Source organism: Shewanella saliphila, assembly GCF_014648295.1.
Lineage (GTDB): Bacteria > Pseudomonadota > Gammaproteobacteria > Enterobacterales > Shewanellaceae > Shewanella > Shewanella saliphila.
On record NZ_BMQV01000043.1, the window covers coordinates 1 to 22,824 of the forward strand.

20 protein-coding genes are annotated in these 22,824 nt (G+C 42.3%); 8 read left to right on the forward strand and 12 right to left on the reverse strand.

Translation table 11 applies throughout. The annotated features are described in order from the left end of the window. Nucleotides 1-196: 196 nt before the first annotated feature. From efp to IEY48_RS16545, 6 genes are all read right to left on the reverse strand, one after another. Nucleotides 197-757: an elongation factor P gene (gene efp / locus IEY48_RS16520; protein ID WP_188922307.1), complete on the reverse strand. Its 561-nt coding sequence runs from the start codon at nt 755-757 to the stop codon at nt 197-199. A 49-nt stretch (nt 758-806) separates the two neighbouring features. Then, a complete protein-coding gene (gene earP / locus IEY48_RS16525) occupies nt 807-2,000 on the reverse strand; it encodes an elongation factor P maturation arginine rhamnosyltransferase EarP (protein WP_373293750.1) in 1,194 nt (397 codons plus the stop codon). Nucleotides 2,001-2,086: 86 nt separating this feature from the next. Next, on the reverse strand, nt 2,087-2,614 hold the full coding sequence (gene fldA / locus IEY48_RS16530; protein ID WP_188922309.1) for a flavodoxin FldA: 528 nt from the start codon (nt 2,612-2,614) through the stop codon (nt 2,087-2,089). A 51-nt stretch (nt 2,615-2,665) separates the two neighbouring features. Beyond that, nucleotides 2,666-2,938, reverse strand: coding sequence for a LexA regulated protein (gene ybfE, locus IEY48_RS16535; protein WP_188922312.1), 273 nt, complete (start codon nt 2,936-2,938; stop codon nt 2,666-2,668). Between the two features lie 6 nt (nt 2,939-2,944). Then, on the reverse strand, nt 2,945-3,166 hold the full coding sequence (locus tag IEY48_RS16540; protein ID WP_188739696.1) for a DUF2788 domain-containing protein: 222 nt from the start codon (nt 3,164-3,166) through the stop codon (nt 2,945-2,947). A gap of 99 nt (nt 3,167-3,265) precedes the next feature. Next, the gene (locus tag IEY48_RS16545; protein ID WP_188922314.1) at nt 3,266-4,039 is read right to left on the reverse strand and encodes an alpha/beta fold hydrolase; all 774 of its coding nucleotides are present in this window, start codon (nt 4,037-4,039) and stop codon (nt 3,266-3,268) included. A 297-nt stretch (nt 4,040-4,336) separates the two neighbouring features. On the opposite strand from IEY48_RS16545, the gene seqA reads away from it, so the two are divergent. Together seqA and pgm are read left to right on the forward strand one after the other, a co-directional pair. After that, on the forward strand, nt 4,337-4,972 hold the full coding sequence (gene seqA / locus IEY48_RS16550) for a replication initiation negative regulator SeqA (RefSeq protein WP_188922315.1): 636 nt from the start codon (nt 4,337-4,339) through the stop codon (nt 4,970-4,972). Between the two features lie 49 nt (nt 4,973-5,021). Next, nucleotides 5,022-6,665, forward strand: a complete 1,644-nt coding sequence (pgm, locus tag IEY48_RS16555) for a phosphoglucomutase (alpha-D-glucose-1,6-bisphosphate-dependent) (protein WP_188922317.1) — start codon at nt 5,022-5,024, stop codon at nt 6,663-6,665. Between the two features lie 100 nt (nt 6,666-6,765). On the opposite strand, the gene katG is transcribed toward pgm, so the two are convergent. The 5 genes from katG to dacB form a co-directional block, all read right to left on the reverse strand. Continuing rightward, nucleotides 6,766-8,952, reverse strand: a complete 2,187-nt coding sequence (gene katG / locus IEY48_RS16560; protein WP_188922319.1) for a catalase/peroxidase HPI — start codon at nt 8,950-8,952, stop codon at nt 6,766-6,768. Between the two features lie 328 nt (nt 8,953-9,280). Next, complete coding sequence (locus IEY48_RS16565; RefSeq protein ID WP_229786534.1) at nt 9,281-10,453, reverse strand: acetyltransferase domain-containing protein; 1,173 nt, start codon at nt 10,451-10,453, stop codon at nt 9,281-9,283. Between the two features lie 598 nt (nt 10,454-11,051). Beyond that, nucleotides 11,052-11,714: a GGDEF domain-containing protein gene (locus IEY48_RS16570; protein ID WP_188922323.1), complete on the reverse strand. Its 663-nt coding sequence runs from the start codon at nt 11,712-11,714 to the stop codon at nt 11,052-11,054. A gap of 247 nt (nt 11,715-11,961) precedes the next feature. Next, the gene (locus IEY48_RS16575; RefSeq protein ID WP_188922325.1) at nt 11,962-13,374 is read right to left on the reverse strand and encodes a TonB-dependent receptor; all 1,413 of its coding nucleotides are present in this window, start codon (nt 13,372-13,374) and stop codon (nt 11,962-11,964) included. Nucleotides 13,375-13,505: 131 nt separating this feature from the next. Next, nucleotides 13,506-15,143 carry a D-alanyl-D-alanine carboxypeptidase/D-alanyl-D-alanine endopeptidase gene (dacB, locus tag IEY48_RS16580; RefSeq protein WP_188922327.1) on the reverse strand — a complete coding sequence of 546 codons (1,638 nt, stop codon included), beginning with the start codon at nt 15,141-15,143 and terminating at the stop codon, nt 13,506-13,508. 685 nt (nt 15,144-15,828) lie between these two features. Between dacB and pssA the strand changes: the two genes are divergently transcribed. The 5 genes from pssA to IEY48_RS16605 all read left to right on the forward strand — a co-directional run bounded on the left by pssA (nt 15,829) and on the right by IEY48_RS16605 (nt 20,851). Continuing rightward, a complete protein-coding gene (gene pssA / locus IEY48_RS16585) occupies nt 15,829-17,169 on the forward strand; it encodes a CDP-diacylglycerol--serine O-phosphatidyltransferase (protein ID WP_188922329.1) in 1,341 nt (446 codons plus the stop codon). Between the two features lie 72 nt (nt 17,170-17,241). Then, a complete protein-coding gene (locus IEY48_RS16590) occupies nt 17,242-18,042 on the forward strand; it encodes a tRNA-uridine aminocarboxypropyltransferase (protein ID WP_188922331.1) in 801 nt (266 codons plus the stop codon). Nucleotides 18,043-18,141: 99 nt separating this feature from the next. Beyond that, the gene (locus IEY48_RS16595) at nt 18,142-18,501 is read left to right on the forward strand and encodes a hypothetical protein (protein ID WP_188922333.1); all 360 of its coding nucleotides are present in this window, start codon (nt 18,142-18,144) and stop codon (nt 18,499-18,501) included. A 77-nt stretch (nt 18,502-18,578) separates the two neighbouring features. After that, nucleotides 18,579-20,579, forward strand: coding sequence for a RecQ family ATP-dependent DNA helicase (locus IEY48_RS16600; RefSeq protein ID WP_188922365.1), 2,001 nt, complete (start codon nt 18,579-18,581; stop codon nt 20,577-20,579). After that, nucleotides 20,576-20,851, forward strand: coding sequence for a hypothetical protein (locus tag IEY48_RS16605; RefSeq protein WP_188922334.1), 276 nt, complete (start codon nt 20,576-20,578; stop codon nt 20,849-20,851). Before IEY48_RS16600 ends, IEY48_RS16605 begins: the two co-directional genes overlap by 4 nt. Before the next feature lie 184 nt (nt 20,852-21,035). Here IEY48_RS16605 and eco read toward each other — a convergent pair whose 3' ends face one another. Next, nucleotides 21,036-21,593: a serine protease inhibitor ecotin gene (gene eco, locus IEY48_RS16610; protein WP_188922336.1), complete on the reverse strand. Its 558-nt coding sequence runs from the start codon at nt 21,591-21,593 to the stop codon at nt 21,036-21,038. A 193-nt stretch (nt 21,594-21,786) separates the two neighbouring features. On the opposite strand from eco, the gene IEY48_RS16615 reads away from it, so the two are divergent. Continuing rightward, a complete protein-coding gene (locus tag IEY48_RS16615) occupies nt 21,787-22,809 on the forward strand; it encodes a GGDEF domain-containing protein (RefSeq protein ID WP_188922338.1) in 1,023 nt (340 codons plus the stop codon). Nucleotides 22,810-22,824 lie beyond the last annotated feature (15 nt).

A 22,824-nucleotide genomic window follows, 5' to 3' on the forward strand; every position in this document is an offset into this window, starting at 1 on the left:
ATTCAGCAGTCGCTTGTAACTCTAGAGAAAATTCAGACATAAAAAAATCGGCCTCAGAAATAAATCTAAGACCGATTATGAAGCCTAGAAAAGATCGTTCAAGTCGCTTAAACGATCGGCATTAGCACGTATGCTGGCTTTTAAAGAGTTTACTTGAGTTATGGCTATTTAAGCTGAAACTCAAATTAACTGGCGATTAAACGCGCTTTTTGAACTCGCCTGTGCGAGTGTCAATTTCAATTTTGTCGCCCACTTTAACGAAGTCAGCCACTGTAACAGTACCGCCACCAGTGATGGTCGCTGGCTTCATTACTTTACCTGAAGTGTCGCCACGAGCAGAAGGCTCAGTGTAGATAACTTCACGTACGATGTGTACTGGTAATTCAACTGAAATCGCTTTGTCGTTGTAGAAAGTCACTTGACACTGATCTTCCATGCCATCAACGATGTATGCAGCTGAATCACCTAGGTTGTCAGCTTCAACGTCATACTGGTTGTACTCTTCATCCATAAATACATACATAGGATCAGCAAAGTAAGAGTAAGTACAATCAAGACGTTCTAAAATGATGTCTTCTAACTTGTCTTCGCCTTTGAAGGTTTGTTCAGTGCCAGAATCAAGCAATAAGTTTTTTAATTTTAACTTAACGATTGCAGCATTACGGCCAGAACGAGTTGTTTCAGTTTTCTGAACAACCCATGGGCTGCCATCTAACATGATCACGTTGCCAGGACGGATTTCATGAGCAGTTTTCATTGTACTATTTCCTATATATATGGACTTTTTATATTTACAGAGCAGTATCTTAGCTATTTTTAACGAATTGAACTAGTCGACTCGCAAGATCTGCATCATTTAACGCGTTATTTGGCCAATTAATCGCATGTTGCTGTAATGGCAAAATAACAGAATTCAATTGCTGCCAGTGGTTAACCACGGCGTTTGCATCCCCTTGATTGAAGGCCAAATTCACCTCAGCCCAGGTTGCTGCGATTTGTGCTGCGAGATTATCGCAGTAAATCCGCATAAAAGCTTGTAATTTTATGAGATGATAATCATCTTCTTGCGGATAGATGTGCCAAATGAAAGGTTTGGCTGCCCATTGGGCCCGCAAAAATGAATCTTCTCCTCGCACAATATTAAAATCACAGCTCCATAGCAAGCGATCAAAGCCTGTCTGATCGGTCATGGGTAAAATATGCAATATGAGTTGGCCTAACTTGATCTGTTGCCCTGGTATTAGCTCACTGACAGTGCAGGGCAGAAACTCTGTTAAGCTGTGTAAACTTCGACCTTTAGGGATAAGCACATGCATTGCTTGAGTTGCGTGTTGCCATTGTTTGACTAATGCGTTGAGTGCTGCGGTTTCGTAACTAAACACGCTGATGACAGTGTCATCAGGCTCAATGCCACTTAAACCAAGTTGGCTAAATAAGGCCATTTTATTATTGGGATTAGCTTGCCAGTTATCGCGCTCAACAAACAATTGTTGCTCACAAATTAATCCGCCGGTTTTGTCACTAAACCCTGGGAAGTAAAACCATTTTTTTACCCCATTAGCTTGAGTTGACGGTAAACCGTGGCAGCCTTCTACCCAATCTTCGGCGCTTAAATACTCTAGGTTTAACCAATGGGGAACTGTACTTTGTGGTTGCTTGTGCAGTTTATCGATGACTGATTTTACTTGTTCGGGTAATTCACAAGCAAAGGCTTCAATAACCACTTGTCCGGCTATATAGTCTATATCCAAAGGGTTATTCCATTGAAATATATTCACGCCACTAAAGGATTGTCGACGTAGAGCAGGGTCTAGACTGGGTAAAATATGCGAAAAGCTGTGTAGGTCATCTACCCATAAATGCACGGTGATCTGGTATTCAGCGGCAAGCTGTTTGGCTAAACGCCAGGTGACGCCGATGTCGCCATAGTTATCGACTACGGTGCAGAAGATGTCCCAGTGTTTAGCTAATGTATGGTGCTCAGTTGCTGGCATAGTCATTATGAGTAATCTTATATAGCCAATACTAAAAAAGCGGCTCAACGCCGCTTTTTGTCAGTATTAGGTGACAGTATTAACAGATAATATTAGTCAGCTAATTCAGCTAAACACATTTCTTCGTAAATTTGCTTAACCCATGCATCAACACGTTCTTCGGTCAGTTCTGGTTGACGGTCTTCGTCGATACCTAAACCGACAAAGTGATTGTCGTCTACCATGCCTTTAGAAGCTTCAAAGTCATAGCTTTCAGAAGGCCAGTGGCCAATGATAATACCACCGCGAGCTTCAACGATGTCGCGTACCATGCCCATGGCATCAAGGAAGTATTCTGCGTAGTCTTCTTGGTCACCACAACCAAAAATAGCCACTAACTTATCGGTAAAGTCGATTTGCTCAAGCTCAGGGAAAAAATCATCCCAATCGCACTGTGCTTCGCCGTAATACCAGGTTGGAATGCCAAACATAAGCAAGTCGTATTCAGCGATTTGCTCTTTAGTGCTCTTAGCGATGTCTTTAACATCGAGCATGCTTTTACCCAGTTTTTTCTGGATCATTTTGGCTACAGCTTCGGTGTTACCTGTGTCGCTACCGAAAAAAAGACCTACAGTTGCCATTGTCTATCCTTTAAATATCTAGTTCGCGTTGTGCGATGTTCGAAAAACGTCTCAGTTGTCGAGTTGCTGTTGCAGAATAAATTCGATTAACTGGCTACGACTGATGTTACTGTCCAAAGCTTGTTGGTTCAAGGCATCATATAAATCTTGTGACACTTTTAACTCTATTCGCTTTAAACCGTTAGCGCGATCACGCTGAATTTGGTTTCGCTTATTGATCTTTACTTGCTGTTCCCGAGAAAGTGGGTTACTTCTCGGACGCCCGCGGCGTGTTTCACTGGCAAAAAGGTCAATAGTCGTTCTATCTGTTGTTTCTTTTGCCATTGTATTTTAACCGATCCCAGAGCCTTCCCAGGTCATCTGTATAATACCTTTTGCAATAAACCCGGCACAGCCGAGAAATAACACTGCCCAAACAATATATCGACCAAACTTAGGGACATTACCTTGTTTAAGCACATCATGGATTGCCATACCGATAAAAAAGAATATCGCAGCAAAAAACAAGTTCAAACCAACGGCTTCAATTTGATCCATGTACTGATTTAACATATTTCTACCTTCGCTTTAGTCATGTCTGGCGAAAAGAGGGCGCGAATATATCACATCGTGTCAGAATTGGGTATGTGCAAAAGGGTAAATAATTAAAATTTACCCTTGGTTTTGTTCAATAAACTCAGCCACGATACGATTGAATATCTCAGGCTTTTGAGCATGCAACCAATGACCTGTGCCATTTAAGGTTTTTGCCGTTACTTGAGGAAATTGACGGACAATTTCATCACGGTGCTCAGCGGTAACATAGTTTGAGTCACCACCGCGTATAAACAAGGTTGGCTTGTCAAAATGCACATCAGCGTTTACGGGCAAATCCCAACCAATGATACGCGGGTAACAATGAATTAGACCATCAAGATTCATCTTCCATTCAAAGCCGGTGTCGGTTCGCTGCAAGTTTTTAAGCAAAAACTGCGCGGTACCTTCATCTATGCCATTGGCCAGTAGATGAGCCAATGCCGACTTACGGCTGGTATGTTCGTCAAAGACTAAACTGGTTAACGCCGCAAACACGGTTTGGTGGCGCGGCTCATAAGCGACCGGAGCAATATCGGCAACCACCAAGCTTTTTACCCGAGTCGGATGGAATAACGCCATGGCCATGGCGATTTTTCCGCCCATCGAATGGCCGACAATGTGGGCACTATCAATGCTGAGTTGATCAAGTAATGCCACCATAGCATTGGCAAGTGTTGGGTAGTCCATCGTGTCCCAATGCTCACTTAGGCCGTGATTGGGCACATCGACCCGAATAACCTGATGGTTTTTTTCCAGTACACTGGCAAGGTTTTTCAAGTTATCTAAGTTACCAAATAGGCCATGAATAAGCAGGACTGTTTCACCTTGGCCGTGAGAGACATAATGCATAGTGCGATAAACTCGTGACATCAAACAATGGGGCCGAATTTTGCGATAATGCACACAGCAAATCAAGTTTTGATGACCGATGACATCAATTTTGCTGTAAATTTAAACGTGAGATGCGAATTTTTTATGAATATGTGCCATTAAATGATTTTGCCACTTTATTAGTAGGTTATGCTTGGCTTACACTGAAGCCATACTTTTTGATCGCACGGAATTATTTTGATCGGCGATCACCTGTTTAACGTGTTACGCACTGACGTTAAGCCTAAGACAAATAGAAGAATAAGGATGACTCTGATGAAATACATTGAAATTGATGAAGAACTTTATCGTTTTATTGCCAGTAAAACGGAACGTATTGGTGAGAGTGCTTCTGATATTTTACGTCGATTATTGCATTTATCAGTGGAAAGCGTAGAGGTTGATTTACCGGAAGCGATCAGCGAACCAAGCCTTGAAGCTGAATCGGCAGAAACAACAGAAGCAGAATCTCAACGTAGTGAGTTATTTAATCAGGCCAAAGCTGCAGTCGAAAAAGTCATGGCAGTACAAGCTCAACCTGAAGTTGTGGCTCATATTGAACAAAGCGCAACTGAGATTGACTTTAAATCGATTGTTAATGAACATTTATTAGCTCAACAAAAAGGCGCTGTTGGCCGTTTTATGTGGTTACTGGGTAATTTACAGGCGGCAACTGGCAGCGACTTTAATAAAGTGCTCGACATTCAAGGTAAAGGTCGTTTGTATTTTGCCCGATCAAAACAAGCGTTATTGGACTCAAGCCAATCATCGAACCCAAAAGAAATCGGTGCTAGCGGATTTTGGGTCACAACCAATAATAATACCGCCAAAAAACAAAACATTTTTATCGAGGTATTGGAACATTTAGGTTGTGACAGTGAATATGCCCGCACTATTGCAGACTATATTTAAGGTTTTTTAAGTTTGTCATCCATTTTCATTTACTCGTAGGAGACCAGTTGTGGCCATTCATCAACGCGCAGGACAGCAAGCATTACAAACGGATTTAGTGAATATTCCTAAATTGATGAGTCACTATTATCGCATTATTCCCAATGTGGAAGATGTGCAGCAAAAAGTGACATTTGGTACATCAGGTCACCGTGGCAGTGCTTTTAACGCCAGTTTTAATCAAAATCACATTTGGGCTATTGCCCAAGCGGTAGTGGATTATCGTCAATCTGCGGGCATTACCGGCCCTATGATTGTCGGTTTTGATACTCATGCATTGTCATATGCGGCATTTATGTCGGTAGTTGAAGTGCTGACCGCGAACCAAGTTAAAATACTCATCCAAAAAGAGGATGGATTTACCCCAACACCTGTGGTGTCGCAAGCTATTGTGAGTGCTAATGCCAGTAAGCCCACGGCGTTGATAGACGGATTGATTATTACCCCGTCACATAATCCACCACAAGACGGCGGTATTAAATACAATCCTCCGCACGGCGGCCCTGCAGAAGGTGACATCACCAAAGTCATCGAAACCAAAGCTAACCAATATCTTGCTGAGCAATTAAGCGGCGTTAAGAAGGTTAATTATGGTGTGGCGGTGCAATCGGGTTGGATTGATGAAGTTGATTTTATTGCGCCATATGTTGAATCACTGGCTGAAGTGATTGACATGGAGGCGATTAAAAAAGCCAACATTCGTTTAGGCGTTGATCCATTAGGCGGCTCTGGTATTTATTATTGGGAACAAATCGCTGCAAAATACGGCCTTGATATTACCTTGGTGAATGACAAAGTTGATCCAACCTTTGGCTTTATGACACTGGATAAAGACGGCAAAATCCGTATGGACTGCTCGTCACCTTATGCGATGGCAGGTTTGCTAGCACACAGTGAAAGCTATGATTTGTGTGTTGGTAACGACCCTGACTACGACCGCCACGGTATTGTGTGCCCAGGCTTTGGTTTAATGAACCCTAACCATTATTTAGCCGTGGCCATTGATTATTTAATGACTCATCGTCCGCACTGGTCTGAATCATTATCGGTAGGTAAAACGCTGGTCTCTAGCGCAATGATAGATCGCGTTTGTGCTGCATTAGGCCGTCAATGCTTAGAAGTGCCAGTCGGCTTTAAATGGTTTGTGGATGGTTTAGCCCAAAGCACGATTGCCTTTGGCGGTGAAGAAAGTGCCGGCGCGGCGTTTTTAAAACGTGATGGCAGCACCTGGTGTACCGATAAGGATGGCTTTATTTTGGCGCTACTTGCGGCTGAAATTTTAGCTGTGACCGGTAAAACTCCAGCGCAGCGTTATAAAGAATTAACCGATCAATTTGGCGAAAGCTTTTATACCCGTATTGATAGCCCAATAAGCCTTAAGAAAAAAGCGAAGTTTGAACTACTCAATGCAGCAAGCTTTACTGATACTGAGCTTGCAGGTGAAACCATTACTGCGATTTTAAGCCATGCACCAGGAAACAATGCGGCAATTGGTGGGATTAAAGTGACTACCGAAAACGGCTGGTTTGCAGCACGTCCGTCTGGCACCGAAGCGCTATTTAAAATCTACGCAGAGAGCTTTGTAAGCCAACAACATCTTGATGATATTATCGCCCAAGCGCAAACCATGATTGACTCGGCTTTAAAAGGTTAAGGCTGATTTAGCTAGGTTAGGGCAGGTTAAGATTCGAAGTGATTTTTAAAACGTAAATAAAAAAGCACTGAATAATCAGTGCTTTTTTATGTCTAACGGATTAGGCCAGATCGAATCGATCGGCATTCATCACTTTAGTCCATGCTTTAACAAAGTCTTTTACAAACTTCTCTTTTGCATCGTCTTGCGCATAAACTTCAGCGTACGAGCGTAAAATAGAGTTTGAGCCAAAGACCAGATCAACGCGGGTTGCAGTCCACTTCACTTTATCTGTACCACGTTCAACAATGTTGTACAGGTTTGTGCCGACCGGTTTCCAGCTATAAGACATATCAGTCAAATTAACAAAAAAGTCATTTGATAACACACCAACATTATCGGTAAATACCCCATGTTGAGTGTTGTCATAGTTAGTGCCTAGTACACGCATGCCGCCAACCAATACTGTCATTTCATGTGCGGTTAGGCCCATTAATTGGGTACGGTCTAGCATCATCTCTTCTGGCTGTACGACATAGTCTTTCTTTTGCCAGTTACGATAAGCATCGTGTAATGGCTCTAACACGTCAAATGACTCAACATCAGTTTGCTCTTGCGTAGCATCACCACGACCAGCGGCAAATGGCACAGTAATGTTAACGCCAGCAGCTTTTGCTGCTTGTTCAACGGCCGCCGTGCCGCCCAGAACAATAAGGTCTGCCATGCTTACTGGTTTACTCAAACCAGCTTGAACGCTCGCGAGTGCAGCAAGCACTTTTTGTAATCTTGCTGGTTCATTACCTTGCCAATCTTTTTGTGGTGCTAAACGAATACGCGCACCATTTGCACCACCACGGAAATCAGAACCTCGGAAAGTACGGGCGCTGTCCCAAGCGGTAGCCACTAACTCAGCAACAGATAAACCCGTCGCTAAGATTTTAGCTTTTAAGTCGCTAACTTCTTGCTCAGTTAAGCTGTAATCCACTTGTGGTACAGGGTCTTGCCAAATTAACTCTTCTGCTGGTACATCTGGGCCTAAGTAACGTGCTTTTGGTCCTAGGTCACGGTGAGTTAACTTAAACCAGGCGCGGGCAAATACGTCAGAGAAATAGGCTGGGTCTTTGTAAAAACGTTCTGAAATCTTACGGTATTCAGGATCCATTTTCATCGCCATATCGGCGTCAGTCATCATGGGTTCAACTTTTATTGACGGGTCTTCAACGTCTGCAGGCTTGTGTTCTTCTTTAAGATCGATAGCCTTCCATTGCCATGCACCCGCAGGGCTTTTGGTGAGTTCCCAATCGTAGTTCAATAATAGTTCAAAGTAGCCGTTATCCCATTGGGTTGGGTTTGTGGTCCATGCGCCTTCAATACCACTAGTAACTGTGTCACGACCAATTCCACGGCTGGTTTTGTTTATCCAACCTAAACCTTGCTCTTCTATATCAGCACCTTCTGGATCTGGGCCTAGGTTTTCAGCACGGCCATTACCGTGTGCTTTACCTACTGTGTGTCCACCGGCTGTTAATGCCACGGTTTCTTCGTCATTCATTGCCATGCGCGCGAAAGTAATGCGAATATCGTGTGCTGTTTTAAGCGGATCAGGGTTACCATCAACCCCCTCAGGGTTAACGTAAATCAAGCCCATCATTACCGCAGCGAGTGGGTTTTCAAGGTCTCGCTCACCTGAATATCGGCTGTTTTCTGAGCCGCTTGGCGCGAGCCATTGTTTTTCTGAGCCCCAGTAAATGTCTTTTTCTGGATGCCAGATATCTGCACGTCCACCAGCAAAACCAAAGGTTTTTAAGCCCATAGATTCATAGGCAACCGTACCGGCTAAAATGATTAAGTCTGCCCATGATAGCTTGTTGCCATATTTCTTTTTAATTGGCCATAAAAGACGGCGAGCTTTATCGAGGTTGCCGTTATCGGGCCAGCTGTTAAGTGGAGCAAAACGTTGATTACCAGTGCCGGCACCGCCACGGCCATCTGCAATACGGTATGTCCCGGCTGAGTGCCAAGCCATACGGATCATCAATCCGCCATAATGGCCCCAGTCGGCAGGCCACCAGTCTTGGCTCTCGGTCATTAATGCGGTGAGATCTTTTTTTACAGCAGCAAGGTCTAATGATTTAAATGCTTCACGATAATCGAAATTAGGATCCATTGGATCTGATTTACTGTCGTGTTGATGAAGAATATCGAGGTTAAGTGCGTTCGGCCACCATTCCATCACATCGCTGGCGACAGCTGTATTGCCACCGTGGTTTACCGGGCATTTACCTTGGGAGTGTTGTGCTTTTTCCATGAGATGTTCCTTTATCACTAAAATAGTTTAAACGTTAAGCATCATTGGATTACTTTTTTAGGCTAACTGACTGTGCTTACAAATTAAAGCGAGATTTATCTATCTGTTTAATCGGTTTTGCTAATACAAAAAAGTACAAAAACTGATTAATCATAGTACAGTTATGAATAAATGAGGTTAAAGATTTAATTCTTCTAAAATTATGATCTAAATCATTAAATTTATGGATGTACGGTAAAGCTTTGTCAATGAATGTAGATAAAAAGCGCAGAGGTGAGACATGTGGTGCCGGTTATTTCTGGCACCACATGGGGTGAGATTTGAGGAATTATAAATATTTAATCCACGCTTGCTGACTGGCTTGTTTATAGGCACTAAATTGCTTTACTGGATAATACAAAAGCGCGATTAAACTTAAGGCGATTAGCCAAACCCAAGCCATATTGTCTACGCCTAACAGCTCACCATGATTAGTGCCGAATACGTATTTACTGATGCTATAAAGGAGCAGCAATACATATAAATGCAGAATATAGAAAAACATGGGCACCGAGCCAAAGGTCATTAATACCTGGCCAACCTGATTGTTTAAGCGCTCAAAGCCCACTAAACCGATAAACATGACCCCAAGGGTTATCAATAAAAAGCTTAATGAAGGAGGGTACTTAGTTAAGTTAAATACCGACATTAACGTCTCACCTAAATTGCTGCCCATCTGCCAAGGGAGTGTTTCACCATAAATATTGCCGCCTCGTAAAATGATAAATAGTACTAAGCAGCCAATACCCAATTGAAGTAAATGCCGTTGGCGTTTGCTGGCGATGGACGATTTTGAAAATATTGGCCCTGCGGCATAACCCAGTAAAATCACGCCCACCCAAGGTAGCGCGGGGTAGCTTATTTTGACTTTTAACACGCCATCGGCAATTAAATATCCCCGATCATGCAAAATCGTCCATAAGGTATAGCCCCACTCATTGGGCATAAACTGAATTGGGGTTAATAGGTTATGACCAAATACTATCGCAAAGCCTAATAGCGCCATGATAGGGCGCGGTAAATTAATTAACGCAGCCAAGGTGAGCATGCTAAGGCCTATCACCCATATGACCTGTAACCACAAGGTGTGATAGTTGCCCATCCATGAAATATTGATCACGACTATTTCAAGTCCGATTAAAAACAGGCCCCGTTTGATTAAAAACTCACGTGCTGAACGAGGTTGTAACGGGTTGCGGTTGGCATATAACCAGGCTGATACCCCTGTTAAAAACACAAATACAGGGGCGCAAAAGTGGGCGGCAAATCGGCTAATAAACAATTCCCATGAAGTGGTGCTCAAATCCATGGGATCGCTCACTTGCATGTGTAAGTAAAAACGTTCACGAACATGATCAAGCAGCATAATCAACATCACCGCGCCGCGCATCATATCAATGCTCGATATTCGTTTCGCTTTGACTGCGCCATCTAGTGCATTGATTGGTTGATTAGCACTCATAAGATACACTCGCTTTTGCATTGTGTGGTTAGCCAGTAAGGCCTGTAAGGCAGAATCGCTATGGATGATATAAGGTGCATAAAAGACCTAGTCGATAGTCCGTACAACATTGATATTGCTTCAAGGCGGTTATTTAGCAATTGACTAATTGATTGAGAAACGTGTTTTCTGATTATGTGTCAGTGTGAGTAGCCAATATTCAAGAGCGAGATTGTAAATGACAAACATTTACATTAGCAAAGGCGAACACAATTTTTTACATGTTTTATATGGGCCTGTTGATCTTTGCTGTTTAAATTTTGTTCGAGTTAAAAACGTTTTAATCGAGGCGAATGGATTGATGTCTAGTCATCTAAGCAAAATCCTTTCAACAAAGAGTAAAACGTTTTTAGCCGAACCCTTCGGGCGCGTTTGTTGGCCATTTTTACTGCGTTATCGACTTTTTATGTAGAATAACAACACCTCGAAGTCTCTGCTGCGCAGTTGTAAATGTGAGTAATGGCCAACAATTCGCTGCAAAAATAACCTTGAAAGATCAACAGGCCCTAAGCTGAACTCGGTAAAGAGAATGAACTTACACTGATTTAAAATCAGCATGTTAACCAAGCTCATAGTTTTCAATAAAAAATGCCGAGTCGAGTGCGTTTTGAATCGCATCGATAGTGCTGTCGACTTGAGAGTGAGAAGATTGGCCGATAACTGCGGCAAACTCATCACCGCCTAATCGAAATAACTGAACATTATGTGGCAGTTTTTCATTAATCCTTTTTCCCACTTCAATAAGCAGTAAATCACCATAATAATGGCCCAGTGCATCGTTAACTTGCTTAAAGCGGTTTAAATCTAACATCAATAAACTAAAAGGTTTGTTTACAGCAAAGAGCTTATCTAATGATGCCATTAAATATTTGCGGTTTGGTAGGCCTGTTAAACTGTCGTGTAACGCAAGGTTACGTTCATTGATGACTAGCTTTTCAACTTTAATCAGGCTCAGTAAACTCAAGCGGGTGACTAACACCACAAAGGCACCACCAAAGAGCATAATGATGCAAAAAATAATATCGGGTGTCTTTGTCTCGGGCTGCTCGCAGAGATAATAAAATACCCCGAGATATCCCATGATAAAAAACACAATCAGTAAGCGTAATACTCGCCAGCCTAAGCTATTGTCTTTTGTACAGATCTCGGCAACAGAGTTTAGGCTGTAGACCAGTAACCCAATTCCTAACACTAGCATTAACAAGGCTAATATCTGTAACAAAAGAGTTTTCCTGTACAACAAATGAGCAAGGGTCGGGTGAATATATTAGGAAAATAAGCTAATGATATTGAAAGCTTAACGTGTTGCAAAATGAACACCCACAATAGAATGACCATAGTGTAATATGAACGTTTTTGCACGGATTTAAGTCGATTTAGTCGATTAAGTTACAGCCCTAAAACAACAATGCAGCATAGCGTTAACTATGCTGCACTTTGATAGTATTAATCCGATTCTAAAGCCTGAGTTAGCCTCTATAACCAAATAGTTTGTGTTCCATAATGGCTTTACTGACCGGCTCGGGTACAGTATCAACCCATTCACCTTGGCCACGGCAAATTTGTTGTAAAATTTCTCTAGAAAAAATATTAAACAACTCGGGGTTACTCGACTCAATGCTGGTGATAAAACCGTTATCTAGCACATGGCGGAATAAGTAACGCAGATTATTAGGCACACTAAGGGTATTTAAATCGTTTATTTCACCTTTGTCATCGCGTTCAGGGTACACAAATAAACGGGTGTTATCGGGGAATAACTTGCCAAAGGCTTCAAGAATACCGCCTTCCATACCGCGGTAATATTCTTCGTCAAAGATTTGTTTAATATTAACAATTCCCACCACAATACCAATTTGTAATTGGGTATACTGGCGGAAATAAGCCCGTAATGAGAAGTAACGAGTGTAATCCGAGATCATCACGTTATAGCCCAATAAATTAAGCAACTTAACGCGCTCCATAATGTCTTTTTCAGACATATTGGCATCTTTACCGTGTAAGTCATTTAGGGATATTTCAGCAATTAATACGGTATTTTTATTTGTTACGCCTTCTTGTGTGGCAAAAGCTTTATAACCTTGCTCAATCATATCTACATTGAGTTTAGTAATCGGTTTAAACGAGCCACGAATGGTTAATACATTCTTTTTGTACAGCATGTCTGCCGGTACGGCAACGCTGCCATCGGCTTTAAACATAATCGCGCGGGTTTTCCAGCTGCGAATAAGGTGAATATTTTTGGCTTGATTATCAACATCTTCAAAGTAAGGCCCTTGAAAGTCGATACAATCAATTTCAATACGATTGGCTTTCATATTATCGCTCAGTGAGTCGATAATCATTTTTGGGTCTTCAAAATAATAGTAACTGGCGTAAATCAGATTTACTCCTAATATCCCCAAAGCCTGTTGTTGGGCTTCGGCGGTATCGTCAAACATGCGTACATGGACAATAATATTAGACGGTTCTGCCCCCGGGTACATTTGAATTCGCACACCACACCAGGCGTGGCATTCATTTTTACGGTTGAAACTTTTGGCTGAAACGGTCGCAGCGTAAGTAAAGTAACGTGAAGATTTAGAACGAACGCCCCCGACACGGTCAACCACTAAATCGAATTCTTGCTCCATCATCGCAAGGACTCGGGCTTTGCTGACATAGCGGCCGTCTTCTTGTACGCCGTAAATGGCGTCAGAGAATTTCATATCGTATGCAGACATGGTTTTAGCGATTGTTCCGGCTGCTGCACCTGCCACAAAAAAGTTACGTGCCACTTCCTGGCCTGCACCAATTTCAACGATGGTGCCGTATTTCTTTTCATCTAAATTAAGACGAAGGGCTTTTTCTTTGGTACCACGTGAACTGACTTGCTTATCCATATTATCTCCACACGATTTACAACTAACGTTTACATACTGCTGGCAATGTTAGCGCAACAGTCTATATCTGTCAGTGTTAGATTGAAATTATTGAAGTTTTATTGTGCCAACAGCCTGAGTGTAAATGGCGATTAATTGATGGGCACATCCAACATAGTTTGTAAAAACACCGCCGAAAAAGGTGCTTTTTGTTGTTTTTTAATTTGTGGGCTTAAGCCATTTTCAATGAGTACAAACAAATAATCATGGCCGTTACTGGCTTTGACTCTGCCGGCTAAATTGGCCACGCCTAACATGCTGCCGGTTTTGGCAAACACATGGTTTTTTAACGGCGATGTATTAAAGTAGCGTTTATAACGTAAGGTACCGCTGACACCCGACTCAGGCAAAGTATCGAGTAAAAAATGATATTCAGGCATCTGGTAAACCGTTGTTAATACACTTAACACTTGCTCTGCACTAAGTAAGTTGTAGCGTGACAACCCTGAACCATCGGCTAAATTGGCGTCGGCTAAATCGATCCCTAGCGAGTACAAAATGGCTTTCATAGCCTGGCTACTGCGAGCAAAGTCACTCGGGGCTTGAAAATAAGCTTCGCCGACTTTCTTCAATAAGCTGTCGGCGATCAAGTTGTCAGATTTTAACAACATGGTCGACAGCAGGTCTATTAAGGTTTCAGAGTGATGGCTGGCAATCACATAACGTTGCCCTGTTGCAGGGGATATTTGGCTGCGGCTAAGCACCATAGGAGCCTTGTGCTCAATCCCAAGGTTAGCTAATTGTTTATCGACAATGTTTTTGGCATAAAGGGCTGGGTCTGTAATGGCAATGGCCAATGGTAATGATTTTGCGCCTACATGACAGCCACTGAGATGGTATCGATTACTGTCAAAGCGGCTCAGGGTTAACTGACACGCTGGTTGGCTATTGGCTTGAGTGTATACCGAACCTGTCGGTGCAAGTTTATGTTGTGATTGCGCCACCACGGGATTAATAAAATAGGCTTCATTGGTTATTTCAATAGGGCGTTTACCTACCATAGTGATACTGGCGGTTTTATCGTAACCTGTGGTTGATAAGCGGCCATAAACACAATTTTTATCAATAATAAATGGAGATATTGGCGCGGCATAACAAATGCCTAAGTCGTCCCAAACCCAGCCAGGAGCTTGCAATTGGTTGTCTTGCTCACTGACTAAAATAATTTCGCCATTGAGCTTAGTGATCCCTAAGTCACTCAATGATGTCAGTAACTGCTGTAAGTCTTGATATTCAAGAGTGGGATCGCCACTAAACTCAAGGTAAATATCCCCCTGAAACACTCCATTCACCACTTGCTGTTTGTCTATGGGCTGCTCGGCATAAGTGCTCAGTTGGGTTTGATAGTAAAATCCCTGGCCTAATTGTTTTGTCGCGGCAAGTGCAGTAAGCAGCTTTTGAATACTGGCTGGTTGCATAAGCGATTGGTTATTGTAACTAAACACGGCTTGCTGAGTGGTCATGTCCCACACGCTAATGCCTAATTGCGAATAGGCAGGCTTGAGTAACTGCAACATATCGTCAAGGTATTGGGTTGCAGCAAGCTCTGAAGGGGCTTGAGTTGTTGAGCTTGATGCTAAACTCGGCGGTATGATGATTTCAGCACTTGCCTGATGGGGGACAGCACACCACACACCTACGCCCAACATTAGGTGCGCTAATGCATAAACTGAACCTGCAAAATACTTGTACAATGGTCGGGGTGACGCCGTTAACAACGCTAAATACATATCGGCCTGCAACTTATATAAGAAGGATTATGTTTAATCAGAGTATGGTGTAAATCTATTTTAGCTTAACAAAGCAATCGCTGATATGGCTATGACGTTGGTGAATAAAATATATTGTTGTTAATGAGGTGAATATTTCACTGGTGTTGGAAATTGGTAAGCATGAAGCAGCGGTTTTCACCGTTAACGCAAAGTTCCTGATGTCATTCGCGCTCATTTTTACTGGCTTCTGTTTAAGACAATACTCATTTATAACATGAAGATTGTACGCATTTTAAGCGATTCACTCTGTGGTAAGGCTGGTCGCTTAGCAAGCAGATTGACAATATTTTAGCGCTATCGCCCATTTTTCATACAAAGAAGGCCACAAAAAGCACCTTTAGGTAAGAAACACCTTGCTCATCACCTTGTTAGTCGGTAATTTCTATCAGCTAAATTATGCGCTGAAACGAACATGCGATTCGAGTACCACGCTTTTACGGTGTTTTTTGATTGACCTAGGTACTCGGTGTTGTTTGTAAGGGCAAAAAATATTGATAACCAAGTTGACACATCAACAAAGTATTTTTGATTGGTGGTTCACTTGTTGCTGATTAAAAAGTGAAGTCAATGAGTGGTAAAAATCACAAGTGCAACAGTGAAGCCTGTCCTGTGATGTTTGTTCATTTTTTCTCATTGTACTGCGATGATCACTCATTTTAAGGAGGATGCCTTGCTGGATAAGCTAGGTGGTATTGCGCTAAAAGCTGATGCGGTGTCTTGGTTACTTAATCCTAAGGATTTTAAGCAAGCCTTATTAGCTAAAATTGAGTCTGCAACATCTTCAATTTATATTGCCGCATTATACGTCGAAGACGATGAAGCTGGCCGTGAAGTATTGCATGCATTATTAGCCGCAAAAGCACGCCAACCAGATTTAGACATCAAAGTATTAGTTGATTACCATCGTGCTCGTCGTGGCTTAATAGGCCATAAAGGTGACAGCGGCAATTACATTCTTTATCGCAACTTGATGGCTAACGCTGAGCATCCATTTGATATTGTGGGTGTACCGGTAAAGTCACGTGAGTTTATGGGGGTGTTGCACCTCAAAGGTTTTATTATTGACGATGCAGTGATTTACAGTGGCGCCAGCATTAACAACATTTACCTGCAACAAAATGACAAATACCGTTTTGACCGTTACCACGTAATTGAGAGCGCTGAATTAGCTCGCAGTATGCGCGACATGATTAAACTACACATTACCAACGACTCTGCTGTGAGTGTGTTGAGTCATGCCGCTGCGAATGAGATCAACCCTGAAAAACAAGATGTTAAAACATTTAAACATCGATTGTCTCAGGCAACTTATCAGTACCAATCTACAACCGTTGGCAATCGGGTTACCCCTTTAATTGGTTTAGGTCGTAAAAAGAACCAATTGAATAACACCGTGATTAAACTGGTTGAAACATCTAAAGAGCACTTGTTTATTTGTACGCCCTATTTTAATCCTCCTGCCGTGTTGAGCAGGGCGTTAGCCAAACACCTGCGCGCAGGTAAAAAGATTGATATTGTGGTGGGTGACAAAACGGCAAATGATTTTTATATTCCGCCAGAGCAAGATTTTTCGACCATTGGTGCATTGCCTTACATGTATGAGCAATCGTTACGTAAATTTGCTAAACGTCAGCAGTGGGCTATCGAAAACGGCCAGTTGAATATCCATTTATGGAAAGACGGTATTAACAGTTTCCATTTAAAAGGTATCAGTGCCGATAACCGTAAACACTTGATTACAGGTTCTAACCTCAACCCTCGTGCCTGGGCATTAGATTTAGAAAATGGTTTATTGCTACATGATGAGTCGGGTAGTTGGAAAGCGTCGTTTATTGCCGAACAGCAACATATCTTGTTGCACACTGATCGCTTATTTCATTACAGCCAAATCGATACGTTACGTAAATACCCCAAACCTGTGAAAAAGATCATGAACCGCATTCGCCGTTTAAAAGCTGACTTTTTATTGCGACGTATTCTATAATTCTCAGTGTATAATCAATATTCTACATTCATCACCTTAGGGTGATGAATTTTTTTCACTTCAGAGTTTTTTATGACCCAAGCTGTTAGTCAAACCCCAAAAGCACCTATACATGCAGTTCATCGCCTGCATGCATACCGTAAGTCGCTGTCAACCAAACCGTTTGGCGCTCGGGGTAAGAAGCTTATTCGCTGTGAATTGTGCTTGCTGGGTGAATTATTTTGTACCTGTAAACATCGCCAATATTTGACTACCCAAGTCAGTTTTATGTTGATTATGTACAATGATGAAGTGTTAAAACCCACTAACAGTGGCCGCTTAATTGCCGATTTAATTCCTGATACTCATGCTTTTTTATGGACTCGTACTAACACTGATCAACAGATGTTGGCACTATTAGATGATCCACACTATCAACCCTATTTAGTGTTTCCGCAGCAATACATCGAAAATCAGCAACCTGTGGTGAATCAAATTATGCCGCAATCGTTATTACAACCCAGCGACAAGGTTAAAACACCTTTATTGGTGATGTTAGATGGTAGCTGGCGGGAAGCCATTAAGATGTACCGTAAAAGCCCTTATTTACATCAAATGCCGGTGTTGTCGTTTGCACCAGAAGCATTAGCGACGTATGCGCTGCGTAAAGGCAGCCATGATTTTCAATTAGGCACTGCTGAAGTGGCATCATTAGCATTAAGCGCAGCCCAAGAACCGCTAAACGGCTTAGCGCTTTCTGCCTGGTTTGATTTGTTTGTTGAATCATCACTGCTTGGGCGTAATCGCCGTGCAAAAGAGACTTTAACGCCGATAGAACATTATATTGATGCCTTTACTGATGCGCTTACGGCAAGCCAGCTACAAACAGACTAAATCGCAGGCCATATTTGCATATTGGCCGCTTTTACGGGATGCTAATTAGATACCGCGATATTGGTACATTTTATTAATAAGGACTGTATAGCACGCATTATGGAAGACTTGCTCAACACCCGTTCACAATACAGCGCGACAAAATTGGTGATTTTATATCGTCTTGAACCTGGGTGTTTAGGCCCTGATGGCGTTGATCATATTGTCACTTTTTGCCAATTAGCTGAACGTGCTTTAGTGCATTTAAATGCCGATATATGCCAGTGGTTTTTAGCGCCTCGTTTTGATAAGTCCCTCATTGAATTTCAATACAGTTTGGCAGGCAAAGTGTTGTCTCACGACAAAGCGGTTAAGTTTGTTGCGTCGTTTGACCAGCAACTTGATGTGATTGAGGCGCAATTTGAAGACAAGCTTACCCAGCTGATTAACCAATACATCGCCCGTAAAGCAGTACCTTAAGCCGTTTATTTTCTTTTCGCTTAACCCTATGATGTGTTGGGTTTCATCACCATGAACCGGGATTACCTATGTCAAGCATGACTCCATACTCAGATACAGACCAAGGCGTTGACTCTGCAGGCCTACACCAATTATTACAACAGCAATTTGGCTTTGATCACTTTAGAACTGGCCAACAAGCGGTAATCGAAACCATTTTAAGTGGCCAGTCTGCGTTAGCGATTTTTCCTACGGGCTCGGGTAAGTCTTTGTGCTATCAATTTTGTGCTCAGCAATTACCTCATTTGACCTTGGTGATTTCACCCTTATTAGCGTTAATGAAAGACCAATTGGCATTTTTAGCCAGTAAAGGCATTGCTGCGGCCAGTATTGACTCAAGTTTAACTTATGAGCAAACCCAGCAAGTAATGCGAGATGTGCGCGATAATCGCACCCGGATTTTAATGGTGTCGGTTGAGCGTTTTAAGAATGAGCGCTTTAGGCAGTTTTTACATTCTGTGCCGATTTCATTAATGGTGGTCGATGAAGCCCATTGTATCTCTGAGTGGGGTCATAACTTTCGTCCTGATTATTTAAAAATACCGCAATTTTGCCAGGCATTTTCTATCCCGCAAACCCTGTTACTGACCGCGACGGCCACGGCGCAAGTTAAGCTCGATATGGCCTCGCGATTTGGTTTAACGCCAGCTCAAATTATTCAAACTGGCTTTTATCGGGCTAATCTTGATCTGTCGGTAATGGCTGTTAGTCAGCAAGATAAAAATAACCAACTCGTCGATTGCGTTAATTATTATGCTAACAACGAGCAAACGGGTGCCGGCATTGTGTATGTGACTTTGCAACAAACGGCAGAAGATGTGGCACAAGTATTAATGAATCAAGGGATTAACGCTCGCGCATATCATGCTGGTATGGAGCAGGAGGCGCGCCAAAGTATTCAGCAACAGTTTATGAATAATCAGGTGCAAGTCATTGTGGCGACCATTGCTTTTGGCATGGGCATTGATAAGTCCGATATCCGTTTTGTTATTCATTATGATTTGCCCAAATCGATTGAAAATTACAGTCAAGAGATCGGCCGAGCTGGGCGCGATGGCCAATTGTCTTATTGTGTCACATTGGCGAATCTAGATGGCCTTAATACGGTCGAAAATTTTGTCTATGGTGATACGCCAGAGCCTGAAGGTATCAAGCAATTGCTTGAGATTATTGCTGATGAAACCGACCAAGGCCGCTGGGAAGTACAAGAGTTGCCTTTATCTACTGCCTGTAACATTCGCAGCTTGCCGTTAAAAACCTTGTTTGTGCAATTAGAGCTACTTGGGGTTATTAGCCCAAGTTTTGCGTATTTTGCTGATTTTAAATACCGCTTTGTTGAAGATAAGCAGGTTATTTTGAGCCGCTTTAATCCTGAGCGTCAGGCTTTTTTAAACCAGGTATTTGAACATACTCAGTTTAAAAAAATCTGGGGGCAGTTAGATTTTGACAGCTTGTACCAACAATATGGTGCCGAGCGTCAACGTGTTGTGGCGGCTTTAGAGTATTTAGCTGAGCAGCAGCTGATTATTCTTGAAACTAAAAAAATCACTCAGGTGTATAACGTTAATCAGCAGGCACTCGCCAATCCTGCACAGTTACAGGCATTAAGCTTGCAGATAAGCGACTATTTTGATGATAACGAGCGCAAAGAAATTGTCCGTATTAGCCAGCTGGTGGCATTTTTTGAACTCGACAGTTGTTTAAGTGCATCTCTGGCCGAATACTTCGACGATCAAGCCGCGCCGAAATCATGTGGTCATTGCAGTGTTTGTCGTGGTCAAATTGCGGTATTATCTAAACAGGCGTTAGCTCCATTACCAGACTCAGCTAACGTTGCTGCATTGCTTGCGCCATTACACCAAGTGGCTCAGGCTAAATCGCTACCCACTGTGACTGTTGCGACACAGGCTAAATTTCTTGCTGGTATGGTGATGCCAAGATTTAGCCGTTTAAAAGTCAAACAATTCGAAGGCTTTGGCCGTTTTAGTGCTTACCGATACCAAGATATTCTGGCTGCTGTTAACAAGGTGAATTCATGAAACCCGTTCCTGAAGCATTATTAAAAAAACACGCCAATTTAGTTCAAAGTGAAGGGGTCACTGTGGTGTCCCACACCCAACGTGAAGTGGGTGAGTGGGTATTACAAACCTTGATGATAGAAGATTGCGATGTACCGTTTAAGTACAAACGCCCTAAACGCTTTAAAAGTTTGCAAGGCCAAAAGGTCAACCTCATTTATTATCCAGCTAAAGAATCCGTGGCTGGATTTGAAATCGAAGTCATGCAAGTGGTTCGGGTAAGACGCTACTAGGAGCTTGACCTCAACCTCAGCTAAGGTCATTTCGCAGACAAGCCCTCTGTTATTTTTGATCATTAGACAAGTACTGGCTTATCTTCAATATTGGCTGCGGGCAGCTTAGGGCCCGACAGCCATCTCAATGAATACACTTTAACAATAACGACCAATATAGCCATTTTGCACGCTATAAGGGGGGTTATTGGCCGCTATATTCAAAGTCACTTGCTATTTGCCAAATGCGATAACGTAATTGAGCATCTTTAGGCAAATAAAATACCTTTGGCAAGCGGCTATCGTATGCCAGGGTAAGGCTGTCATTGAGTACTACAAATTGAGCCGTTTTGGCATCTGTACACATCATTCGGGTACTTGGCCCTTGCATTATGCTGTCCACTTGATAATAGCGGTAACCCCAGCCGTCAAGCGACATTGTTTCTATCTCGCCCATTAATTTTACCTTGTTGCAATCGACCAGTTTGTTTTGACCTACCTGGATTTCAATTAAGTATTCAGACTCATTGTTAAGCTTAGGCAGGGTTAAGATGTGCTGCACCATGTTGCCTTGAGGTGCAGGATACATTTTTGTGTCTGCTTGAGCCTGATAGTTTTCAGCATTCATTACGCTGGATTGAATGGATATTGCGTTTAATGGGTCGTTATTGGGTTTAGATGTCGCCTGACATGCCAATGACACGCTAGCGAGAAGTAAACTGGTGGCCATGAGTAGCGGCTTACATCGTATGGTTGTGTGCATTGTTGGTCTTTCCTTAATGAGTATGAATAACGACTTAAACGATTGAGCCGGACAAAAGGGTTATTTTGAAGGATTTATTTTCAAACAAAAGTTTGCTTAAAATTAACATCTCTAATTGAGTTTAGATCATAAGTATGACATAACATACTGATAACCTTTGACACATTGTTTTTATCATAAGGTATCGTTTTCGATGCACAATAATCAAAATTTAGAACAAACCTCGCACATATTGCACCTCGTGTTGCCTAAAATGTCTGAGTTAGCCATTCCGGTTACGCCTGAAAACTATGCAATTTGGTTTGATTATTTTGCCGAAACCAACCTCAATTTAAAACGGGCTATCGATGGCTTAATTGCCAATGATGTTAAGTTTACCCCAGAAGTGAATCTGGGTTTGTATAATCGCTTTATTGAAGAACGCTCGCCAGAAATCATCGAAAACGTCCAAATTGAAACGCAAATCCTAATCAATAGTTTGGTCCATAAAATTGAGCAGTTAGGCGAGGGCACGGCAAACTTTTCTGGCAACTTAAGCGAGTTTAACCAAAAACTGCAATCTAACCCTAATTCTGATGAGTTAACCTTGTTAGTGATGAGTATTGCTGCCGAAGTGGAACAAGTGATTGCCAGTAACCGCCACATGTCTGAAAGCTTAGTGTCACTGTCTGATGAAATCGCCAACCTTAAAAGCGAGATGGATAATTTAAGCAAGGTGGCCATGACCGATGAGTTGACCTCGCTCAATAATCGCCGCGCTTATGAATTGTTTGCCGCTGAACAAATGACTAAGTTTACCGATACGCAAACCGTGTGCAGCTTGTTGATGATAGATATTGATAATTTCAAACAATTTAACGAAACCTTTGGTCATTTGATTGGAGACAAAGTGCTGGCTTATGTGGCATTAGCCATGAAGCACACGGTAAAAGGTGATGACTTAGTGGCGCGTTATGGCGGTGAAGAGTTTGTGGTGATGTTACCTAATGCTAAGTTAGCCGATGCGGTTAATGTGGCTGAAAAAATTCGTGAACGTATTTCGCTTAAACAATTATCGATAGGTAAAGAAAAGAAACAAAATTTAGGCCATATTACGGTCTCGATTGGTGTAGCAACCATTCAAACCGGCGATGATGCCGACACCTTATTAGCACGTGCAGATGAACAATTATATGTTGCCAAAAGAGCGGGTAAAAACTGCGTTAAATATGCCTAAACAACATTGTTAGGT